The organism is Streptomyces sp. CC53 (assembly GCF_001865245.1).
Classification (GTDB): domain Bacteria; phylum Actinomycetota; class Actinomycetes; order Streptomycetales; family Streptomycetaceae; genus Streptomyces.
On record NZ_MKXB01000047.1, the window covers coordinates 18,308 to 38,324 of the forward strand.

Consider the following 20,017-nt stretch of genomic DNA (forward strand, 5'->3'; position numbering starts at 1 on the left):
ACTGCTGACCCAATACAACCCATTTCGGACACGCCGCCGGACTTGTGGCGCCATGCCCCTGGTTGGCCTGAAACATAACCGGTCCAGCTTACGGCGCTCCCCGCGCGGGAGGCCGACCGGTACTCCATGCGGAGGCCCCCGGGGCGCTGCCGCCCCGGCCCGTGGCGCGTGCCGCCGCCACGGGGCGCGGGCCCGGTCGGGGCCCGCGCCGTGCGGCGGCGGACCCGCTACTTGCCGGTCTCCTTCTCGTACGCCTTGAGGACCTCGTCGGTCGGGCCGTCCATGAGGAGCTCGCCCTTCTCCAGCCACAGGACGCGGTCGCACGTGTCGCGGATCGACTTGTTGCTGTGGCTGACGAGGAACACCGTGCCGGCTTCCTTGCGCAGCTCCCGGATCCGCTGCTCGGAGCGGATCTGGAACTTGCGGTCGCCCGTGGCCAGCGCCTCGTCGATCATCAGGACGTCGTGCTGCTTGGCGGCGGCGATGGCGAAGCGCAGCCGGGCACCCATGCCGGAGGAGTAGGTCCGCATCGGCAGGGTGATGAAGTCGCCCTTCTCGTTGATGCCGGAGAAGTCGACGATGTCCTGGTAGCGCGCCTTGATCTCCTCGCGGGACATGCCCATGGCGAGTCCGCCGAGGATGACGTTGCGCTCCCCCGTCAGGTCGCCCATCAGGGCGGCGTTGACCCCGAGGAGGGAGGGCTGACCGTCGGTGTAGACCCGGCCGCGCTCACAGGGCAGCAGACCGGCGATGGCCCGCAGCAGCGTCGACTTGCCGGAGCCGTTGGTGCCGATGAGGCCGATGGCCTCGCCGCGGTACGCGACGAAGGACACGCCGCGCACGGCGTGCACCTCCCGCATGCCGCGGTTGCCCTTGTCGCGGCGCAGTATGCGGTTGAGGGCCGCGGTGGCGCTGCCCCTGCCCCCGGAGCCGCCGCCGTTGACGCGGTACACGATGTGCACGTCGTCGGCGATGACGGTGGGCACGCGCGCCTCGGCCAGTCCTGCCCTGTTGGTCTCGTCAGCCACGGCCGTACCGCTCCTCAGCCTTCCAGAAGAACACGAAGCCGGCGACACCGATGCCGACCGCCCACAGCAGTCCGGCGAGCCAGACGTGCGGGGGAAGGTTGGCGGACGTGTAGCCGTCGATCAGCGCGAACCGCACAAGGTCCATGTAGATCGCCGCGGGGTTGTAGCTCAGCACGTCGGCGATCCACGCCGGCTTGCCCTCCAGCATGATGCGGATGGAGAACATCACGCCCGACGCGTACATCCACGTCCGCATGATGAACGGCATGAGCTGCGCCAGGTCCGGGGTCTTCGCGCCGAGCCGCGCCATCACCAGCGCGAGGCCCGTGTTGAACACGAACTGGAGGGCCAGCGCCGGCAGGACGAGCAGCCAGCTCGGCGAGGGGTAGCTGCCGAACGCCACCACGATCACGAAGAGCACGATCATGGAGTACAGCAGCTGCTGGAGCTGCTGGAGGGCCAGCGAGACGGGCAGCGCGGCCCGCGGGAAGTGCAGCGCGCGGACCAGCCCGAGGTTGCCGGAGATCGACCGCACACCCGACATGACCGAGGTCTGCGTGAACATGAAGACGAAGACGCCGGTCACCAGGAACGGGACGTACACGTCCTGCCCCATGCCGCGGTCCGCGCCCAGGATGAGACCGAAGATGAGGTAGTAGACGACCGCGTTCAGCAGCGGCGTCGCGACCTGCCACAGCTGGCCCAGCTTGGCCTGGCTGTACTGGGCGGTGAGCTTGGCCCGGGAGAAGGTGAGGATGAAGTGGCGCCGTCCCCACAGCTGGCGCACGTACTCCAGCAGTCCGGGCCGGGCACCGCTCACCGTCAGCCCGTACTTGGCGGCCAGCTCGGCCGGGGTGAGCCCGTCGTCGGGAGAGGGCGGGGCGACGGTGACCGCGCGGTCGTGGGTTGTCTCACTCACAGGTCGAAACTTTCGTGTTCACCGATGCGGGGGCGGGGGCGTTGCTCTCGGGGCCGAGCTTGTCAGATGACGGGGGGACGGCCCAGTCTCGTCAGCCGCCACACCGTACGCCAACTCATGGGCCTGCGCGGCCCGCAAGGAGTGGTCCAGCCCTCCCTGAAGCCGCCGAACCACGCCTTCAGGCCCTCCGACGACGGCCGGCGCACGAGGGTGAGCAGCAGCCACACCCCGAGGTACAGCGGAACCAGCGGGGCCGGCAGGTTGCGGCGCGCCAGCCACACCCGGTTCCTGGCGATCATCCGGTGGTAGACGGCGTGCCGGGAGGGCGGGGTGGTGGGGTGGTGCAGCACCATGTCGGCGCGGTAGTCGATCAGCCAGCCCGCGTCCAGCGCGCGCCAGGCCAGGTCGGTCTCCTCGTGCGCGTAGAAGAACTCCCCCGGCAGCGGCCCCACCTGCCGGAAGACCTCCGTGCGGACGGCGTTGGCACCGCCGAGGAACGTCGTCACGCGGGAGGATCGCATCGGGTCGGAGGCCCGCAGCCGGGGCACGTGGCGGCGCTGGGTGGCGCCGGTCTCCGGGTCGGCGATGCGGAAGCTGACGATGCCGAGCCGCGGGTCCGCCTCGAAGGCCCGGCGCACCCGCTCGGCGGTGTCCTTGTCGGGCAGCAGGCCGTCGTCGTCGAGGAACAGCAGCACGTCGACCTCGCGCCCGTTCGGGCCGAACGCCTCGATGCCGACGTTGCGGCCGCCGGGGATGCCCAGGTTCTCGGGCAGGTCGACGGTGCGGACGCCCTCGGGGACGCCGGTGACGGGTGCGCCGTTGCCGACCACGACGACCTCGATCGGATCGCCGTCCTGGGCGGAGACGGAGTCGATGAGGGCGCGCAGGTCGTCGGGGCGGTTGCCCATGGTGATGATGACGGCGCCCAGTCTCAGGGGTTTCACGGGGGTGCTCACCTCAGGTCGGCCGGGTTACCGGAGCCTGCTGGACGCCAGGACGGACACCAGGTGCAGCAGGGTCTGGAGGAGCGCGATCCCGGCGAGGACCGCGACCCCGAGGCGGGTGGCGAACAGGTCACCGCGGACCTGGTCGACGACCGCCAGCAGCAGGATGAGCAGCGACGCCTCGATGCCCAGGATCAGCCGGTGGAACTTCAGTGCGGCGGCGGCCCTGCGGGCCAGGGCCATGCCGGACGAGCGCGGCTCGGACGCGGACTCCTTGACCGGCGGCAGCCCGCCCTGGTGCCGGGCGACGCCGACGAGGTCGGTCTCCGCCTTGATCAGGATCGCGCCGAGGGCGGCGAGGGTGCCGAGGAACGCCCACAGCCAGTCGATCCGGCCGCCCCCCCAGAGGTCCGCGGCCCGCAGGCCGAAGCCGACGAGCACAGCCGCGTCGCACAGATAGGCGCCGACGCGGTCCAGGTACACCCCGCCGAGCGAGAACTGCTTCTTCCAGCGGGCCACCTCCCCGTCGACGCAGTCGAGCAGCAGGTACAGCTGGACCATGAGCACGCCGAGCAGGGCGCCCGGGATGCCCGGGACCAGCAGCGCCGGGGCGGCGAGGACGCCGGCGACGGTCATCACGTACGTGAGCTGGTTCGGGGTGACGCGGGTGCCGACCAGGAGGCGGGTGACGCGCAGCGAGACCTCGCGCATGTAGAGGCGGCCGCCCCAGTGCTCGCCGCTGCGCCGGTCCTTCACCCCGGCGGGGTGGACGACCGGGCGGAGTTCAGCAATGGATGGTCTTGGCATAGTCGGCGTACGCGTCCCTGATCTGATCGGCGGACAGGTCGAGGTGTTCGAGGATCGTGAAGCGCCCGGGGCGGGTCTGCGGCGCGTACGCCACGGTCGCGGCGAACTCGTCCGCGGTGAACCCGATCTCCTCGGGCAGCACCGGCAGGCCGTGGCGGCGCAGCACCTCCGCGAAGAGGCCGGCCTCCTCGCGGGCACCGCGCAGGTGCATGGCGAAGGCGGCGCCGAGGCCGCACTGCTCGCCGTGGAGGGCGCGGCGCCGCGGGTGGAGCAGGTCGAAGGCGTGGCTGATCTCGTGGCAGGCGCCGGAGGACGGGCGGCTGTCGCCGCTGATCGACATGGCGATGCCGCTCAGGACGAGGGCCTCGGCGAGGACGGTGAGGAACTCGTCGTCGCCGACGCCGCCGGGGTGGCGCAGCACGGACTCGCCCGCGGTGCGCGCCATGGCGGCGGCCAGGCCGTCGACGTGCTCGCCGTTGACCCGGTGGGCCAGCTCCCAGTCGGCGAGGGCCGACAGGTTCGAGACGGCTTCGCCGATGCCGGAGCGGACGAACCGCACGGGGGCGTCCCGGATCACGTCCAGGTCGATGACCATGGCGATCGGCGAGGGCACCCCGTAGGAACCGCGGCCGTTGTCGTTGTCGAGCGTGGAGATCGGGGAACAGACGCCGTCGTGGGAGAGGTTCGTCGCGACGGCGACCATGGGCAGGCCGATGCGCGCCGCGGCGTACTTCGCCACGTCGATGATCTTGCCGCCGCCGAGGCCGACGACCGCGTCGTACCGCTTGCCGCGGATGGCGTCGGCGAGGCGTACGGCGGAGTCGATCGTGCCGTCGTCGACGGTGTACCAGTCGGCGTCGGGCAGCAGCGGCGCCAGCTTGCCGCGCAGGGCGCGTCCGGAGCCGTTGCTGATCGCCATCGCGAGTCGGCCGGACGCGGAGATCCGCTGGTCGGCGAGGAGACCGGCCAGCCGGTCCGTCGCCCCCCGGCTGATGTCGACGACGACCGGCGAGGGGATCAGCCGGGTCAGTACAGGCACGCGATCTCACGGCCCTTCGCGAGGTCGTCGTGGTTGTCGATCTCCACCCAGCGGACGTCTCCGATGGGCGCCGTGTCGATCCGGAAGCCGCGGTCGACGAGCTCCTGGTAGCCGTCCTCGTAGTAGAGGTCGGGGTCGCGCTCGAAGGTGGTCCTGAGCGCGTCGGCGAGGTCGGCGGCGGCGGCCGGCTCGATGAGGGTGACGCCGATGTACTCGCCGGTGGCGGCGGCCGGGTCCATGAGCTTGGTGATGCGGCGCACGCCGCGGCCGTCCTCGGCGACGACCTTCATCTCCTCGTCCGCGAGGGACTTCACCGTGTCGAGGGCGAGGATGATCCGCCGGTCACCGCCGCGGGCCGCGAGCAGGGTCTGCTCGACGGAGACGGGGTGCACGGTGTCGCCGTTGGCGAGGATGACGCCCTCCTTGAGGATGTCCCGGGCGCACCACAGGGAGTAGGCGTTGTTCCACTCCTCGGCCTTGTCGTTGTCGACGAGGGTCAGCTTCAGCCCGTACTTCGCTTCGAGGGCGGCCTTGCGCTCGTAGACGGCCTCCTTGCGGTAGCCGACGACGACGGCGGCCTCGGTGAGGCCGACCTCGGCGAAGTTGCCGAGGGTGAGGTCGAGGACGGTGGTGGAGCCCGTTCCCTCGGGGTCCACGGGCACGAGGGCCTTCGGAAGCGTGTCGGTGTAGGGGCGCAGACGCCGTCCGGCACCGGCTGCCAGTACGAGGCCGATCATGCGGTTTCTCCTTCGTCGTGTACGGCGGGTGCTCCGGCGGACACCCAGAAGCGGACGGACTCCGCGAGGCCCACCAGTGCGAGGGCTCCGGCGAGGGCGGTGAGCGCCAGGGTGAAGCGGTCACCGCCGTCGCCGGGGCCGCCCGTCGCGAAGAGGACCGCCAGGACCACCACGAGGAGGGTGCGGCCGTCGTGCCCGCCGAGGGTGCGCACCAGCCAGGCGGGCGGCGCCCCGGTGCCGCCGCGGATGCGGTAGACCGTGTCGTAGTGATGGTAGGCGACCGCCGCGACCAGCCCGAACGCCGCGGGCAGGGCGCCCGGGGCGCCCGACCGGGCGGCGAGGATCAGGACCGTGAGGTACTCGGCGGCACGGAACAGCGGGGGCACCAGCCAGTCCAGGGGGCCCTTGAGGGGGCGGCCGACCGCGGTGGCGGACGTCAGGACGTACACCACGGCACCGAGGAGCACGGCGTTGCCGAGGGGAGCGAGGGCCGCGCCGATCAGCAGCCAGGCGGCGCCCGCCGCGGCGATGAGGGTGCGGGTGGCGGCCGGCGGGAAGGAGCCGCGCGCGGCCTTGGAGAGCAGTTCGGCCAGGGGGCCGCTGTCGGCCAGGTCGGCGAGGGCCTGGGCGGCGCGGTCGGTCCTGTGGGCCTTGCGGGTCAGCGAGCGCAGCACCCGCCCGGCGGTGGTGTAGCAGGCGGCGAAGGCGCAGCCGGCGAGCAGGGCGTAGAAGACGGTGCGGGGCGTGGTGAGCGCGGTGAGCACCGCGATCATCGCCCAGCGCTCCCCGATCGGCAGGATGATCATGCGGCGGATCCAGACGGTCCAGCCGACGCTGTCGAGCCGGTCGGAGAGGGCCGCGGTCGGGCTGGTGTTGGCGGTGGCGTCGTGGTTGGCCTCGTTGAACGAGAAGTCCACGACGTGGCGGCAGGTCTGGAGCACCATCGCGCCGAGGGCGAGCGCCCACACGTCGTCCCCGCCGCGGGCGGCGCCGAGGGCGAGACCCGCGTAGTAGGCGTACTCCTTGACGCGGTCGAAGGTGGCGTCGAGCCAGGCGCCGAGCGTCGAGTACTGGAGGGAGTAGCGGGCGAGCTGGCCGTCCGCGCAGTCCAGGACGAAGGAGAGGAGGAGCAGGAGGCCCGCCGCGACGAACCCGCCGCGCGTCCCCGTGGCCGCGCAGCCGGCCGCGGCGAGCGCGGTCAGCAGGGACGCGGTGGTGACCTGGTTCGGGGTGAGGCCCCTGCGTGCGCACCAGCGGGCGAGGTAGCGGGAGTGGGGGCTGATGAAGAACGTGGTGAAGAACCCGTCGCGGGACTTCACGGCGGCCCTGAGCCGGACGGCCTCGTCGTCGACCGCGGCGACGGCGTCCCGGGTCTCCTTGCGGGCCTGCGGGCCGGTCGGCACCGCGGCGACGAGCGAGCCGAGCACGGGCCGGTGCACGGCGGTGCCGTCGGCGTCGAGGCGCGCGGCGAGCAGGTCGGGGAGGGAGTCGTCCGGCGCCGCGGGGCGGGCGCCCGAGCCGTCCGCGTCGGCACCCGGGGAACCGGAGACGCCGGTGTCGGAGGGGTCGGCCTCGGTGCGGGTCGCGGTGCCGGCCGGGGCCGCCCCGTCCGTGCCGGTGGCGGCCGCCGGGGCGGTGCTCGTGGCGGCGGACGCGTCGGTGCCGGCAGTGGCCGCCGTCTCGGCGCGGCCCTGCGGGGGCGCCGCGGACGCCCTGGGGCGCACCGGCCCGCCGCCGGGCTCCTCCGCCAGGGCGGCCAGGGCGCGGGTGAGCGCCGGTCGGGCCGCGGGCTGGGCGGTGAGGGCGCCGGGGGCGGCGGCGGCCGGGAACCGGGGGTCCGTCAGAGCCAGGCGCAGGGCGTGGACGTGGCCGACGAAGCGGGGGTCCACGAGGGCGACCCGCTGCCCGGCCGGTACGGAGGCGAGCAGAGCGGCCGTGCCCTCGGCGCCGTCGGCGGTGCGGACGTCGAAGCCCAGCGACCGCAGATCGCCCTCAAGCGGCGATCCGGGGACCGGAGGACCGGTGAGGATGGCGGTCGACAGACGAACTCACTCCTTGGAGCAGAAAGGGCCGGGCGCGCGCAGGGGCGCGTCGGCAGAGGCTATCGGATGCCCGGAAGCCGGAGTTCACCGAGGTTTGGCCGCCGCGACGGCGGGCAGGGGCGGCACGATCATCATCGTCGATCAGCCGCCCGAGCGACAAACCGTGATCGTCGCACCTTCCGACCTGGACACGTATCCGCAGGTCAGAGCATATGACAACGGTGTTCAGCATCAGCTTGCACATACCCCCCACCCGTAGTTGACTGACCGGCGACCGGGACCGGGGACCGACCGAGGTGGAGGCGACTTCTCATGGGCGCTGGGCACGACCACGGGCACGTGCACGGAGGGGCGCCGCCCGCGGGGACCGCGGGGTCCGCGCACCGGTGGCGCCTGCGGATCGCGCTGTCGATCACCCTGTCCGTGATGGTGGTGGAGATCATCGGCGGCGTCCTCGCGAACTCGCTCGCGCTGATCGCCGACGCGGCCCACATGGCGACGGACGCCGTCGGCCTGGCGATGGCGCTGGTCGCCATCCACATCGCCAACCGCCCTCCGACCCCGAACCGCACGTACGGGTACGCCCGGGCCGAGATCCTGGCGGCGCTGGCGAACTGCCTGCTGCTGCTCGGTGCCGGCGGTTACGTCCTGTACGAGGCCGTGCAGCGGTTCGTCACCCCGGCGGAGACCAAGGGGGGCCTGGCGATCCTCTTCGCCGTGGTCGGCCTCGTGGCGAACGTCGTGTCGCTGTCGCTGCTGATGCGGGGCCAGAAGGAGAGCCTGAACGTGCGCGGCGCCTATCTGGAGGTGCTCGCGGACGCGCTGGGGTCGGTGACGGTGATCGTCGCCGCGGGGGTCATCCTGCTCACCGGCTGGCAGGCGGCCGACCCGATCGCGTCCCTGGTGATCGGCCTCATGATCGTGCCGCGTACGGTGAAGCTGCTGCGGGAGACGCTGGACGTGCTGCTGGAGGCCGCACCGAAGGGCGTGGACATGACCGAAGTGCGCTCGCACCTGCTGGCCCTGCCGGGGGTGCGGGACGTGCACGACCTGCACGCGTGGACGATCACGTCCGGGATGCCCGTGCTGTCGGCGCACGTCGTCGTCGACGCGCCCGCACTGGAGGGGCCGGGGCACGAGAAGATGCTGCACGACCTCCAGGAGTGCCTGGTGGGCCACTTCGACGTGGAGCACTGCACGTTCCAGCTGGAGCCGACCGGCCATGCCGCGCACGAGGCGCACCTCTGCCACTGAGCGCTGCGCACGCCGCCGTCCGCTCGGCCGGGAGGGGACGGCGGCGTGCGGGTGGGGGGCGTGAGCGCGGCGGCCCACGTCCCTGGGCGGGTGAACGGCGTGTGAGGTGTGCCGACAAGCCGCTTATGTGCGGCAGACTGTGGAATGCCCCACAGGGCCGAGAACCGATGCGAAGGATGGTTATGCCGACCACACCTGCCACCGCGACGCACAGCTCCCCGGACGGGACGCCGGACGGAGCAGCGCCCGCGATCATGCTCGAACTGGTCGACGAGAACGGCAACACCATCGGCACCGCCGAGAAGCTCTCCGCCCACCAGGCGCCCGGGCGACTGCACCGGGCGTTCTCCGTCTTCCTCTTCGACGAGGAGGGCCGGTTGCTGCTGCAGCGGCGGGCGCTCGGGAAGTACCACTCCCCCGGCGTGTGGTCGAACACCTGCTGCGGCCACCCCTATCCGGGGGAGGCGCCGTTCGCGGCCGCGGCCCGGCGGGTGCACGAGGAGCTCGGGGTGTCGCCGTCGCTGATGGCCGAGGCGGGCACGGTGCGCTACAACCACCCGGACCCGGCGTCCGGCCTGGTGGAGCAGGAGTACAACCACCTCTTCGTCGGCATGGTGCAGGCGCCGCTGAGGCCGGACCCCGAGGAAGTCGAGGAGACGGCGTTCGTGACGGCGCAGGAACTTGCGGAGCGGCACGCCTCGGCTCCGTTCTCCGCGTGGTTCATGACGGTGCTGGACGCGGCGCGCCCCGCCGTCAAGGAGCTGACGGGGGCCGCGGGCGGCTGGTGAGCCCGCCGACCACGCCTCGGGCCGTGCCCGCAGGCAGCGGCCCGGCGTTCCCCGCCCGCGCGCGACGGTCCCGGCTCCGCGGCAGGCGGCCCGCGTCACCGGGGTCGCGTCCGCCTTGAGGTGAGCGGCACGGCGACGGCCGCCTCCCCGGGCGCTGCCGCAGGGCGCCGCCGCGTGCCCGCACCGGACGACGACGCCGGCCGCCGCCGCGCGGGGCCGTGGGGCCGCACCTCCGGTGCGGCAACCGCTACAGCGGCAGCGCCGCCCAGATGATCTTGCCGCCGGTCGCCGTGCGCTGGACGTCGCAGGTGCCGCCCGCCTCCCGGGTGATCTCACGGACGAGGAGCAGTCCCCGCCCGCCCGTCTGCGCGGCGTCGGTCTCCAGCGCTTTCGGACGGTACGGGTGGCTGTCCTCCACGGAGACCCGGACCCAGTCGGCGCTGATCGCCACCTCCACCGCCAGCTGCGGGGAGAGCAGCGCCGCGTGCCGTACGGCGTTGGTCACCAGCTCGGAGACGATCAGCAGCAGGCCCTGGACGATGTCGTCGCGGGCCGGAACCCCCTGCCCGTGCAGCAGCTCGCGTACGGCGTGCCGGGACTGCGGCACGGAGGCGTCCACCGCGGGTGCGGTGAAGCGCCAGACCCCTTCGTACGACGGCGGCCGGGCCGGGTCACCTGCCTGGCCGTCCCCGGTCCGACGCTCACCCTCGTGCTCGATTGTCGCCACGGGTCGAGTGTTGGGCCAGGGACGCCAGGGCCGGGCAGGCGACCGCAAGTGTCATGCTTCTGAAGGGTTGCGACCGCTTGCGATCGGTTCTCTTACTCTTTCGATCGGTCTGGGCGGGGCGTCGGGGCAGGGCCGACCGGACCTTCCGCGGTGCCGTCCTCGCCCTCCTGCCCGGCCATCTGCTCGGAGACCAGCCCCACGATCCGGCGGCCGCCGACGCCCATGGCGATCAGGCCGAGCCCGTCGAAGAGCAGGGCCAGCGAGAAGAAGGTGCCCAGCACGTACAGGCTGCTCTCCGGCCAGTTGAACAGGACCAGCAGGCCCAGCAGGACGCCGAAGGCGCCCTGGAGCAGCGTCCAGCCGAACTGCGGGCCGCGCACCACCACGCTGCCCACCAGGCGGAACAGACCGCCGGTCAGGAACAGCAGGGCGGCGAACATGGTGAACGCCTCGGCGGACTCCTGCGGGTGGCGGATGACGACGAACCCCGCCGCGATGTTCAGCGCCGCCACCACCACGGCCAGCCAGAAGAAGCCGGTGCCCCGGGACTGCACGGCGTGCAGCAGCCCGACGACACCCCCGATCAGCAGCAGCCACCCGAAGAGCAGCATCGACGTGAGGGTGGCCAGCCCGGTGTAGACCAGGCCGAAGACACCGCCGATCGCCAGGATGAACCCGAGCAGTGCCAGCCAGCCGAAGCTGCGGCTCAGCCTGCGGCCCGCACGGGCCGGGTCGTCGCGGGTGGTACGGGCCATCAGAGCGCCTCGCTTCCTCGGTCGTTGCTCGCGGCGCCCCCTTCTTGATCGTACGGTCGCGGTCTCCGGATAGCATCCGGCGCATGGAGCCGCAGCTCACGCACCGCGTCGCCGACGGTGTCGCCACCGTCGTCATCAGCAACCCCGCCAAGCGCAACGCCATGACCGCCGCGATGTGGCGGCGGATGCCCGGGCTCCTCGCGGAGCTGGCCGTCGACCCCGGGGTGCGGGCCCTGGTGCTGACCGGCGACGGGGACACGTTCTGCGCCGGGGCGGACATCTCCACGCTGCGGCGGCCGGGCGACGAGCAGCAGGCCCTCGCCGTGCGCGCCGAGGAGGCACTCGCGGCGTTCCCCAGACCGACGCTGGCCTCCGTGCGCGGCTACTGCGTGGGCGGCGGGTGCCAGCTCGCCGCCGCCTGCGACCTGCGGTTCGCCGAGGAGGGGGCACGCTTCGGCATCACCCCGGCCAAGCTGGGGATCGTGTACGGCGCCTCCTCCACGCGGCGCCTGGTCTCGCTGGTGGGCCCGGCCACCGCCAAGTACCTGCTGTTCTCCGGCGAGCTCGTCGGCGCCGAGCGGGCACTGCGGACCGGCCTGGTGGACGAGGTGCTGCCGCCCGGGCAGCTCGACGGGCGGGTGGACGCCTTCGTCCGGGTGCTGCTGTCCCGGTCCCTGCTGACGCAGATGGCGGCCAAGGACTTCGCGGACGGCCGGACCGGCCGGGCGGGGCACTGGGCGGAGGAGGCGCACCGGAGCGGTGACCGCGAGGAGGGCGTGACGGCCTTCCTGGAACGGCGGCCGCCGCGCTTCACGTACCCGGGCTGAGCCGCGCCGGCGGCCGGGTGGCCGGAACCCTACTGGCCCGTACCGACCAGTCGGTAAGGTGCCGGGTATGACCACACCGACGCTGCCGCAGCCCCCCGTGCGCCGCTGCCACCACGCGCTCAACCTCTTCCACGCCGCCGTCTACTTCTCGCCCGAGACCGCGAAGGAGCTGGCCGCCCTCGGCATCGAGGACGGGCATGCCGCCTATCTGGCCGCGCGCTCGGCGCCCATGGGGGCCGTGGGGCCGGGCCCGGTCACCGCCGCGTTCAACAACTTCAACCCGGCCCTCATAGCCCGCCACCTGCCCGCGGTCTGGGAGACCGCCCCTCCGCAGGAGGTCACCGCGGCGAGGCTGCGGGCCGCCGAGGCGACCGTGCGGCGGCTGCTCGGCGACGCGGTCGTGGCGTCCGACGACATGGCGGAGGCCGCCGAGCTGGCCCTGCGGGCGGCGGAGGGCTGCACCCGGCACGCCCGCCCGCTGTACGCGGCGCACGCCGATGTGCCGCTCCCCGACGGGCCCGCGCACCTGCGCTACTGGTGGGCGGCCACGCTGCTGCGGGAGCACCGCGGCGACGCGCACGTGGCCGCCCTGCTGCACGCGGGGCTCGACCCGCTGGAGGCCATGGTCACCCACACCGCCGCCGGCAGCGGCGTCTCGACCCGCTGGGCCCTCGGCATCCGCGGCTGGGGCCGGGCGGACTGGGACGCGGCGGGCGCACGGCTGAAGGACCGCGGCCTGCTCGACGCCGAGGGCGGTCTGACGGACTCCGGCCGGGCCCTGCGCGAGGAGGTGGAGGCGCACACGGACCGGATGGACGCGGCGCCCTACGCCCTCCTGGGCGAGGACGGCGTGGCCCGGCTGACCAAGCTGGCCATGAACTTCCTGGCCGCGGCGGTCGCGGCGGGCGCCTTCCCCGGCGAGGTCGGGGCCCGCGACTGACACCCGGCCCCGCGGCGCGTCGGGGCGGGATGCCACACGTCCCGCCCCGAGCGGGCAGAATGCGACCGCAACCCTGAAGGCACGAGAAGGCGGGTCGGACACACCGTGACGACGTCCATCGAAGGCAGGATCGCCGAGGAGCTCGGCGTACGGGAGCGACAGGTCAGGGCGGCCGTGGAGCTGCTGGACGGCGGTTCGACCGTGCCGTTCATCGCCCGCTACCGCAAGGAAGCGACCGGGATGCTCGACGACACCCAGCTGCGCACGCTGGAGGAGCGCCTGCGGTACCTGCGGGAGCTGGAGGACCGGCGGGCCGCGATCCTCGACTCCGTGCGCGAGCAGGGCAAGCTGACGGAGGCCCTGGAGGCGCAGATCCGGGAGGCCGACACCAAGGCCCGCCTGGAGGACGTCTACCTGCCGTTCAAGCCGAAGCGGCGCACCAAGGCGCAGATCGCCCGGGAGGCCGGGCTGGAGCCGCTGGCCGAAGGGCTGCTGGCGGACCCGGCCGTGGAGCCGCTCGCCGCCGCTGCCGCCTTCGTCGACGCGGACAAGGGCGTCGCGGACCCGGCGGCGGCGCTGGAGGGCGCGCGGGCGATCCTGACGGAGCGGTTCTCCGAGGACGCCGACCTGATCGGGGAGGTGCGCGAGCGGATGTGGACGCGGGGCCGCCTCGTCGCCAAGGTCCGGGCGGGCAAGGAGGAGGCGGGCGCCAAGTTCGCCGACTACTTCGACTTCGCCGAGGGCTTCACCGAGCTGCCCTCGCACCGCGTGCTGGCGATGCTGCGCGGGGAGAAGGAGGACGTGCTGGACCTCGTACTGGAACCGGAGGAGCCGGTCGACGGCCCCTCGACGTACGAGGGCATGGTGGCCCGGCGGTTCGGGATCGAGGACCGGGGCCGCCCGGCCGACCCGTGGCTGAAGGAGACCGTCCGCTGGGCGTGGCGCACCCGCATCCTCGTGCACCTGGGCATCGACCTCCGGCTGCGGCTGCGCACCGCCGCCGAGGACGAGGCGGTGCGCGTGTTCGCCGCCAACCTGCGGGACCTGCTGCTCGCGGCTCCGGCCGGGACCCGGCCGACGCTCGCCCTCGACCCGGGCTACCGCACGGGCGTGAAGGTCGCCGTGGTCGACGGGACCGGGAAGGTCGTGGCGACCGACACGGTCTACCCGCACGTGCCGCAGAACAAGTGGGAGGAGTCGCTCGCCGCCCTGGCGCGGCTGGCGAAGGCACACCGCGTGGAGCTGGTCGCGATCGGCAACGGCACGGCGTCGCGCGAGACCGACCGGCTGGCCGCGGACCTGATCGCCCGCCACCCGGAGCTGGGGCTGACGAAGGTGCTGGTGTCGGAGGCGGGCGCGTCGGTGTACTCGGCGTCCGCGTTCGCCGCGCAGGAACTGCCGGGGCTCGACGTGTCGCTGCGCGGCGCGGTGTCGATCGCGCGGCGCCTCCAGGACCCGCTGGCGGAGCTGGTGAAGATCGACCCGAAGTCGATCGGCGTCGGCCAGTACCAGCACGACCTGTCCGAGGTGAAGCTGTCCAGGTCGCTGGACGCGGTGGTCGAGGACTGCGTGAACGGTGTGGGCGTGGACGTCAACACGGCTTCGGCGCCGCTGCTGTCGCGGGTGTCGGGCATCGGCCCCGGCCTCGCGGAGAACATCGTGGCGCACCGGGACGCCAACGGGCCCTTCCGGTCGCGCAAGGCCCTGAAGGACGTGCCGCGGCTGGGCCCGAAGGCGTTCGAGCAGTGCGCCGGCTTCCTGCGGATCCGGGGCGGCGACGACCCGCTGGACGCGTCGGCGGTGCACCCCGAGGCGTACCCGGTGGTGCGGCGGATGGTGAAGACGACCGGCGGGGAGGTCGCGGCGCTGATCGGCAACACGGGTGTGCTGCGGTCCCTGCGGCCGGACGCCTTCGTGGACGACACGTTCGGCCTGCCGACCGTCACGGACATCCTGCGGGAACTGGAGAAGCCGGGCCGCGACCCCCGCCCGGCGTTCCGGACGGCCACGTTCAAGGAAGGCGTGGAGAAGATCGGCGACCTCGCACCGGGCATGGTGCTGGAAGGCGTCGTGACGAACGTGGCGGCCTTCGGCGCCTTCGTGGACGTGGGTGTCCACCAGGACGGCCTGGTGCACGTGTCGGCCATGTCGCGGACCTTCGTCAAGGACCCGCGGGACGTGGTGAAGCCGGGTGACGTGGTCAAGGTGAAGGTCCTCGACGTGGACGTGGCGCGCAAGCGGATCTCGCTGACGCTGCGGCTGGACGACGAGGCGGCCGCGGGCGGGCCCGCCGAGGGCCCGGGCCCCCGCCGCGAGCGCGGTGGACGCCCGCCGCGGCAGCGCCAGGGAGGCGCCGGCAAGGACGGCCGGGGCGGTGCCCGCGGCGGCGACCGGCAGGCCCCTCCGCCCGCGAACAGCGCGATGGCCGACGCCCTCCGCAAGGCGGGCCTGCTGGACGGCGGCGGCGACCGCCGGCGCTGAGCCGTGACCGGCCGGGGCGAGTGGGCGGATCGCCCCACTCGCCCCGGCTGCCGCGTACGGTCCACCCGTGAGCCTGAAATACGCCGCCCGAAGCCCGGTATGGCGGCGCACGGCCGCCGGGGCGGGGTAACTTGGCGCGGGGCCCGGCGCTTCGGGGCGTCGACGCGTGCCCGCCTCCCCGCGTGCCCGGCGTGGAACGTGCCTGATGCGGAGGTCCGCGGCACCGCGGGAGCGCCGGTGCGGGCCGCCTCGCGGTCCGCGTGCACGAAGGGGCCGGCTGCGGCACGGGGGTGACGGACCACGGGGCGAGGTGGGGCCGTCGGTCCTCACCGCACCGGTGGTCGGCGGTCCGGCGGCGGCCTGCCGTGCGCGGCGCGGCCGCCGCGACGGTGCCGGGCCCGGTGTGCGGGGGCCCGTACGGGCAGCGGGTGGACGGTAGAGGAGGAAGTACGGGATGACGGAGGCCACGGCCAACGAGCTGGACGAGCGGGTCCTCGGACGCAGATGGACGGTCCGGCTGGACGCCGCGGGGCGCGGCAGCGCGGCCGTACGCGTCTCGTGCAGCCGCCCCTCGTGCACCGAGCAGCGCCTGCCGTCCACGGCCGCGGGCCGCACCGCCGCCGTCGCCCACCTCAAGGCCCACCTGAAGGCGGCCGACGGACCCCGCGCCGACGCGTACTGCGCGTGCCGTTCCGACAGCTGCCGCACGCACATCCGCCCCGACGAACGGGAGGGCCGGGGACAGCCCTGGCGGTGCGGCGGGCCGGTCGTCCTGGCTGTCCTCGCCGACCGGGAAGGCCGCTGGTGGCAGGCGCTGGAGTGCTGCTCACGCTGCGCGGCCGCCATGCCCGCCGCCAAGGTCGTCGCCACGGCTCAGCCCGTGCCCGGACCGGGGGCCGCCGTGGACCGGTCCCGCACCGCGCCCGCCGGCAGGCCCCGGTTCTCCGACCACGCCGCGCCCACGGGCGGTGCACGGGACGTGCCCGGCCCCCGCTCCGCGCCCACGCGCGGCCGGCTGCCGCAGAAGAAGATCGCGCAGCGGATCATCCCCCCGGACCTGCGGCCCACGGAGTTGCGGGACGAGCTCGTCGAGTTGGGAGACCTGTTCCGCGCCTACCAGCAGCGGCCCGAGCCCGATCTGGCGCTGCTCGCCGACCTCCACGAGCGCAAGGCCCGCGCCTTCGACGGGTGGGCCGACGTGACCTGCGACGGCGCCCTGCGCGGGGAGGCGCGGCGTGCCGAGCAGGCCGCCACGGCCATCCGCCTCCAGCACCAGCAGCGCACCGGTGGAGTCCCCGTCGGTGACGGTCCGGCCGTGGCACGGCTGCTGACGGCACCGGCGCAGTGGGAGCACGCACGTTCCGTCCTCGCGTACGCGGCCGGCCACAGCCCGCTGCCCGGGGCGGAGGCCCGGTTGCTGGTGCTCATGCTGACCCTGCGCACCGCCCACACCGGCACGGGGAACGCCGTCGGCCAGGACCTCACCTCGCTCGGTCTCGGCGATCCGGAGGACCTGGTCGCGAAGTTGGCGGCGTGCGGCTGGCTCACCCTGCCCGGTACCGCCGGTGACCTGCTCGCGTCCCGCCCGGAGAGCCCGACGGCGATCACCGTGCCCTCGCTCGTGCCCTCCGAGGACGGAACGGGCCCGTTCACGTTCGGCAGGAAGATGCGGCCCAAGCTGTCCGGCTGGGCCCAGAGGGTCGTCGGGGACAAGAAGCTCCGCAAGACCAAGGCCACCGCGGCCACCCGGCTGCTCGCCGTGACGCTGGCCACCTGGGCCGACGCCTCCGGGCGCCTCGGCGCCGACGGCCAGGGCGTCTCCCTGGCCGCTCTGGCCGACCGCGTCCCGGTCGACGCCGGCGAACTGCCGCCCCTGGTCGACCAGCTGACGCGAACGGACTGGGTCACGGAGGCCGCCCTCACCGACACCCACCTCACCGGGCAGCTGACCGAACGCGTCCTCCCCTTCACCTGTCCGCTGCCCTAGCCGGGAACGGTCGGCCCGGCGGGTCCCGCGGCCGGGCTGCCGGCGGCTACAGGCCCAGGACCAGCAGGATCGTGACCGCGGGCGGGATCGGCGCGGCCCATCCGGCCCAGCGGCAGAGCCCGGCCCAGGCAGGGCGCCTCGGGCGCAGGCGGGAGGCCACCACGAGCAGCGGGGTGACCGTCCACGACGCGTACCATCCGGTCACGACGAGGGCCACGGTCTGCGGGTACCTGTCGGCGGCCATCCCGGCGAACGCCCCGAAGAGGAGGGCCACCGGGATCAGGGCCACCGTCGCAGCGGTGGTCCACACCGGCACCGGGGCGGGAGCAGGGGGCCCGGCGGTGCGGTCCGCGGGCCGGGCGGGGGTCGTCTCACTCATGGGCACCAGCTCAGCACCCAGGTCACCGGTGGCCCAGTGCGGGCGTACTCAGGGAGGTGCGTTCCGGTACTCATCGTGCCGCCCGGTCGCGCTCGTGCCGACGGCTACGCCCCCACCGGGCGACGGGGCGGCCGCCACCGGCGCGGCGTCGCACCGCACCCCGGGACCGGCCGCCCCCGGCCTGCCGCCCCGACCACCGGACTGCCGCGGACCGGTCGCGGGCGTACCAGGGCCCCTCAGAACGGCCCGGCGCGTGCCGGAGCAACACGGTGGTGGAGGCACCGGCGGCCGAGGTGCGGGGGCGGGCGGGGCGTGTGAGTCTGGCCGCGTCACCGGACACACCGACGACGGACCACGGAGACGATCATGAATCAAATCGGGGACAAGCCCGAGGAAGTCCGCAGGCACCGGGAGGAGGAGAAGCGGCAGGCGGAGCGGAAGCAGGGAGGCGGGGCCGCCGGGTCGCCGGACGCCGAGCGCGAGCGCGTCGAGCACGCCACCCCCGACGAGGAGGCGTACAGCACGTTCGACGCCTACGAGGAGCCGGAGGACCGGCCCTGACGGAGGCACCGGGCCGACGGGCGCCACCGGCCAGGGTGCCTCGGCCCACGGGGTCGTGGCGGCGGAGGCGACCGGGGCGGCGGCACCCGTAAGGGACCGGGGGCGGAGTCGACGGGACCGGTCGGTCAGAGTTCCGTGACCTTGCCGTCCGCGACCTCCAGACGGCGGGTGACCCGCACCGCGTCCAGCATGCGGCGGTCGTGGGTGACGAGCAGCAGCGTGCCCTCGTACGCGTCGAGGGCGGACTCCAGTTGCTCGATCGCGGGCAGGTCGAGGTGGTTGGTCGGCTCGTCCAGTACCAGCAGGTTGACGCCGCGCCCCTGCAGCAGGGCGAGGGCCGCCCTGGTGCGCTCGCCCGGGGACAGCGTCGTCGCCGGGCGGAGCACGTGCGCGGCCTTCAGGCCGAACTTCGCGAGCAGGGTGCGGACCTCCGCCGGTTCCGTGTCGGGCACCGCAGCGCCGAACGCGTCCAGCAGCGTCTCGGAGCCGTGGAAGAGGCGCCGTGCCTGGTCCACCTCGCCGACGAGCACGCCCGAGCCCAGGGCCGCGTGCCCAGCGTCCAGCGTCAGCCTGCCCAGCAGCGCCGCGAGCAGGGTGGACTTGCCCGAGCCGTTCGCACCGGTGACGGCGATCCGGTCCGCCCAGTCGACCTGGAGCGAGACGGGCCCGAAGGCGAAGTCCCCGCGGCGCACCTCCGCGTCACGCAGCGTCGCCACGACCGCTCCGGAGCGCGGGGCGGCGGCGATCTCCATCCGCAGCTCCCACTCCTTGCGGGGCTCCTCCACCTCGTCGAGGCGCTCGATCATGCGCTGGGTCTGACGGGCCTTCGCGGCCTGCTTCTCGCTCGCCTCGCTGCGGAACTTGCGCCCGATCTTGTCGTTGTCGCCGCCCGCCTTGCGACGGGCGTTCTTGACGCCCTTGTCCATCCACGAGCGCTGCATCCGGGCCCGCGTCTCCAGGGCGGCCTTCTTGTCGGCGTACTCCTCGTAGTCCTCGCGGGCGTGGCGGCGCGCGGTGTCACGCTCCTCCAGGTACGCCTCGTAGCCGCCGCCGTACAGGGTGGTCCGCTGCTGCGCCAGGTCGAGTTCGAGGATCCGGGTGGCGGTGCGGGCGAGGAACTCGCGGTCGTGGCTGATGACGACGGTCCCGGCGCGCAGGCCCCGGACGAAGCCCTCCAGCCGTTCCAGGCCGTCGAGATCCAGGTCGTTCGTCGGTTCGTCCAGCAGGAACACGTCGTAGCGGGACAGGAGGAGGGAGGCGAGCCCGGCGCGGGCGGCCTGGCCCCCGGACAGCCCGGTCATCGGCTGGTCGAGCCCGACGTCCAGGCCGAGCCCCGCGGCGGTCTCCTCGGCGCGCTCGTCCAGGTCCGCGCCGCCCAGGTCCAGCCAGCGTTCCAGGGCCGCGGCGTACGCGTCGTCGGCACCGGGCGCCCCCTCCACGAGGGCCTGCGCGGCGGCGTCCATGGCGGACTGCGCGGCGGCGACACCGGTGCGGCGGGCGAGGAAGTCCCGCACGGTCTCCCCGGGGCGGCGCTCGGGCTCCTGGGGCAGGTGGCCGACGGTCGCGGTGGGCGGCGACAGCCGGATCTCGCCGTGCTCGGGGGTGTCGAGCCCTGCGAGAAGCCGGAGGAGGGTGGACTTCCCCGCGCCGTTGACGCCGACGAGGCCGATCACGTCCCCGGGGGCCACGACGAGGTCGAGGCCGGAGAAGAGGGACCGCTCGCCGTGCGCGGCGGCGAGGTGCTTGGCAACGAGTGTGGCAGTCATCAGGAGCCCGATCCTAGCCAGCGGGCGTCGACCGGC

At 74.0% G+C, this 20,017-nt stretch carries 18 protein-coding genes; 7 read left to right on the top strand and 11 right to left on the bottom strand.

Going from position 1 to position 20,017, the window contains the following annotated elements:
* Window positions 1-227 precede the first annotated feature (227 nt).
* The 7 genes from BJP40_RS04255 to BJP40_RS04285 form a co-directional block, all read right to left on the bottom strand.
* Window positions 228-1,028 (bottom strand): ABC transporter ATP-binding protein, encoded by an 801-nt coding sequence (locus BJP40_RS04255; RefSeq protein WP_071265022.1) that lies wholly within the window; start codon window positions 1,026-1,028, stop codon window positions 228-230.
* Complete coding sequence (locus BJP40_RS04260; protein ID WP_071265020.1) at window positions 1,021-1,947, bottom strand: ABC transporter permease; 927 nt, start codon at window positions 1,945-1,947, stop codon at window positions 1,021-1,023. The genes BJP40_RS04255 and BJP40_RS04260 overlap by 8 nt, the downstream gene beginning before the upstream one ends.
* A gap of 62 nt (window positions 1,948-2,009) precedes the next feature.
* Window positions 2,010-2,882 (bottom strand): glycosyltransferase family 2 protein, encoded by an 873-nt coding sequence (locus BJP40_RS04265; RefSeq protein ID WP_071265031.1) that lies wholly within the window; start codon window positions 2,880-2,882, stop codon window positions 2,010-2,012.
* 36 nt (window positions 2,883-2,918) lie between these two features.
* The gene (locus BJP40_RS04270) at window positions 2,919-3,698 is read right to left on the bottom strand and encodes a CDP-alcohol phosphatidyltransferase family protein (RefSeq protein WP_071278679.1); all 780 of its coding nucleotides are present in this window, start codon (window positions 3,696-3,698) and stop codon (window positions 2,919-2,921) included.
* Window positions 3,676-4,737 carry an iron-containing alcohol dehydrogenase family protein gene (locus tag BJP40_RS04275; protein WP_071265016.1) on the bottom strand — a complete coding sequence of 354 codons (1,062 nt, stop codon included), beginning with the start codon at window positions 4,735-4,737 and terminating at the stop codon, window positions 3,676-3,678. Before BJP40_RS04275 ends, BJP40_RS04270 begins: the two co-directional genes overlap by 23 nt.
* Window positions 4,725-5,474 (bottom strand): sugar phosphate nucleotidyltransferase, encoded by a 750-nt coding sequence (locus BJP40_RS04280; RefSeq protein WP_071278681.1) that lies wholly within the window; start codon window positions 5,472-5,474, stop codon window positions 4,725-4,727. Before BJP40_RS04280 ends, BJP40_RS04275 begins: the two co-directional genes overlap by 13 nt.
* On the bottom strand, window positions 5,471-7,459 hold the full coding sequence (locus tag BJP40_RS04285) for a DUF5941 domain-containing protein (protein WP_079170906.1): 1,989 nt from the start codon (window positions 7,457-7,459) through the stop codon (window positions 5,471-5,473). The genes BJP40_RS04280 and BJP40_RS04285 overlap by 4 nt, the downstream gene beginning before the upstream one ends.
* A gap of 369 nt (window positions 7,460-7,828) precedes the next feature.
* Here BJP40_RS04285 and BJP40_RS04290 point away from each other — a divergent pair, with 369 nt between their 5' ends.
* Window positions 7,829-8,770 carry a cation diffusion facilitator family transporter gene (locus tag BJP40_RS04290; protein WP_071278685.1) on the top strand — a complete coding sequence of 314 codons (942 nt, stop codon included), beginning with the start codon at window positions 7,829-7,831 and terminating at the stop codon, window positions 8,768-8,770.
* A 182-nt stretch (window positions 8,771-8,952) separates the two neighbouring features.
* Window positions 8,953-9,558, top strand: coding sequence for an isopentenyl-diphosphate Delta-isomerase (gene idi, locus BJP40_RS04295; protein WP_071278687.1), 606 nt, complete (start codon window positions 8,953-8,955; stop codon window positions 9,556-9,558).
* A 247-nt stretch (window positions 9,559-9,805) separates the two neighbouring features.
* On the opposite strand, the gene BJP40_RS04300 is transcribed toward idi, so the two are convergent.
* Together BJP40_RS04300 and BJP40_RS04305 are read right to left on the bottom strand one after the other, a co-directional pair.
* Entirely contained in the window at window positions 9,806-10,285 is a 480-nt protein-coding gene (locus BJP40_RS04300) for an ATP-binding protein (RefSeq protein WP_071278689.1), read from the bottom strand.
* 92 nt (window positions 10,286-10,377) lie between these two features.
* Window positions 10,378-11,040, bottom strand: coding sequence for an HdeD family acid-resistance protein (locus BJP40_RS04305; protein ID WP_071278691.1), 663 nt, complete (start codon window positions 11,038-11,040; stop codon window positions 10,378-10,380).
* 83 nt (window positions 11,041-11,123) lie between these two features.
* Between BJP40_RS04305 and BJP40_RS04310 the strand changes: the two genes are divergently transcribed.
* The 4 genes from BJP40_RS04310 to BJP40_RS04325 all read left to right on the top strand — a co-directional run bounded on the left by BJP40_RS04310 (window position 11,124) and on the right by BJP40_RS04325 (window position 17,275).
* Window positions 11,124-11,867 carry an enoyl-CoA hydratase/isomerase family protein gene (locus BJP40_RS04310; RefSeq protein ID WP_079168937.1) on the top strand — a complete coding sequence of 248 codons (744 nt, stop codon included), beginning with the start codon at window positions 11,124-11,126 and terminating at the stop codon, window positions 11,865-11,867.
* A gap of 67 nt (window positions 11,868-11,934) precedes the next feature.
* Window positions 11,935-12,807, top strand: coding sequence for a hypothetical protein (locus BJP40_RS04315; RefSeq protein ID WP_071278693.1), 873 nt, complete (start codon window positions 11,935-11,937; stop codon window positions 12,805-12,807).
* Window positions 12,808-12,912: 105 nt separating this feature from the next.
* The gene (locus BJP40_RS04320; RefSeq protein WP_071278695.1) at window positions 12,913-15,288 is read left to right on the top strand and encodes a Tex family protein; all 2,376 of its coding nucleotides are present in this window, start codon (window positions 12,913-12,915) and stop codon (window positions 15,286-15,288) included.
* A gap of 454 nt (window positions 15,289-15,742) precedes the next feature.
* Window positions 15,743-17,275 carry a hypothetical protein gene (locus tag BJP40_RS04325; RefSeq protein ID WP_071278697.1) on the top strand — a complete coding sequence of 511 codons (1,533 nt, stop codon included), beginning with the start codon at window positions 15,743-15,745 and terminating at the stop codon, window positions 17,273-17,275.
* Window positions 17,276-17,321: 46 nt separating this feature from the next.
* Here the strand turns inward: BJP40_RS04325 and BJP40_RS04330 are convergent, their stop codons facing one another.
* The gene (locus BJP40_RS04330; protein WP_071278699.1) at window positions 17,322-17,654 is read right to left on the bottom strand and encodes a hypothetical protein; all 333 of its coding nucleotides are present in this window, start codon (window positions 17,652-17,654) and stop codon (window positions 17,322-17,324) included.
* A gap of 366 nt (window positions 17,655-18,020) precedes the next feature.
* Here BJP40_RS04330 and BJP40_RS04335 point away from each other — a divergent pair, with 366 nt between their 5' ends.
* Window positions 18,021-18,215 (top strand): hypothetical protein, encoded by a 195-nt coding sequence (locus tag BJP40_RS04335; RefSeq protein ID WP_071278701.1) that lies wholly within the window; start codon window positions 18,021-18,023, stop codon window positions 18,213-18,215.
* Between the two features lie 125 nt (window positions 18,216-18,340).
* Here BJP40_RS04335 and BJP40_RS04340 read toward each other — a convergent pair whose 3' ends face one another.
* Entirely contained in the window at window positions 18,341-19,981 is a 1,641-nt protein-coding gene (locus BJP40_RS04340) for an ABC-F family ATP-binding cassette domain-containing protein (RefSeq protein ID WP_071278703.1), read from the bottom strand.
* Window positions 19,982-20,017 lie beyond the last annotated feature (36 nt).

Excerpts from the sequence above, each read along its gene's own strand:
- idi (WP_071278687.1), top strand. The coding sequence starts at position 8,953 with ATGCCGACCACACCTGCCACCGCGACGCACAGCTCCCCGGACGGGACG.
- BJP40_RS04335 (WP_071278701.1), top strand. The coding sequence starts at position 18,021 with ATGAATCAAATCGGGGACAAGCCCGAGGAAGTCCGCAGGCACCGGGAG.
- BJP40_RS04280 (WP_071278681.1), bottom strand. The coding sequence starts at position 5,474 with ATGATCGGCCTCGTACTGGCAGCCGGTGCCGGACGGCGTCTGCGCCCC.
- BJP40_RS04305 (WP_071278691.1), bottom strand. The coding sequence starts at position 11,040 with ATGGCCCGTACCACCCGCGACGACCCGGCCCGTGCGGGCCGCAGGCTG.
- BJP40_RS04330 (WP_071278699.1), bottom strand. The coding sequence starts at position 17,654 with ATGAGTGAGACGACCCCCGCCCGGCCCGCGGACCGCACCGCCGGGCCC.
- BJP40_RS04270 (WP_071278679.1), bottom strand. The coding sequence starts at position 3,698 with ATGCCAAGACCATCCATTGCTGAACTCCGCCCGGTCGTCCACCCCGCC.
- BJP40_RS04310 (WP_079168937.1), top strand. The coding sequence starts at position 11,124 with ATGGAGCCGCAGCTCACGCACCGCGTCGCCGACGGTGTCGCCACCGTC.
- BJP40_RS04315 (WP_071278693.1), top strand. The coding sequence starts at position 11,935 with ATGACCACACCGACGCTGCCGCAGCCCCCCGTGCGCCGCTGCCACCAC.
- BJP40_RS04290 (WP_071278685.1), top strand. The coding sequence starts at position 7,829 with ATGGGCGCTGGGCACGACCACGGGCACGTGCACGGAGGGGCGCCGCCC.
- BJP40_RS04340 (WP_071278703.1), bottom strand. The coding sequence starts at position 19,981 with ATGACTGCCACACTCGTTGCCAAGCACCTCGCCGCCGCGCACGGCGAG.
- BJP40_RS04325 (WP_071278697.1), top strand. The coding sequence starts at position 15,743 with ATGACGGAGGCCACGGCCAACGAGCTGGACGAGCGGGTCCTCGGACGC.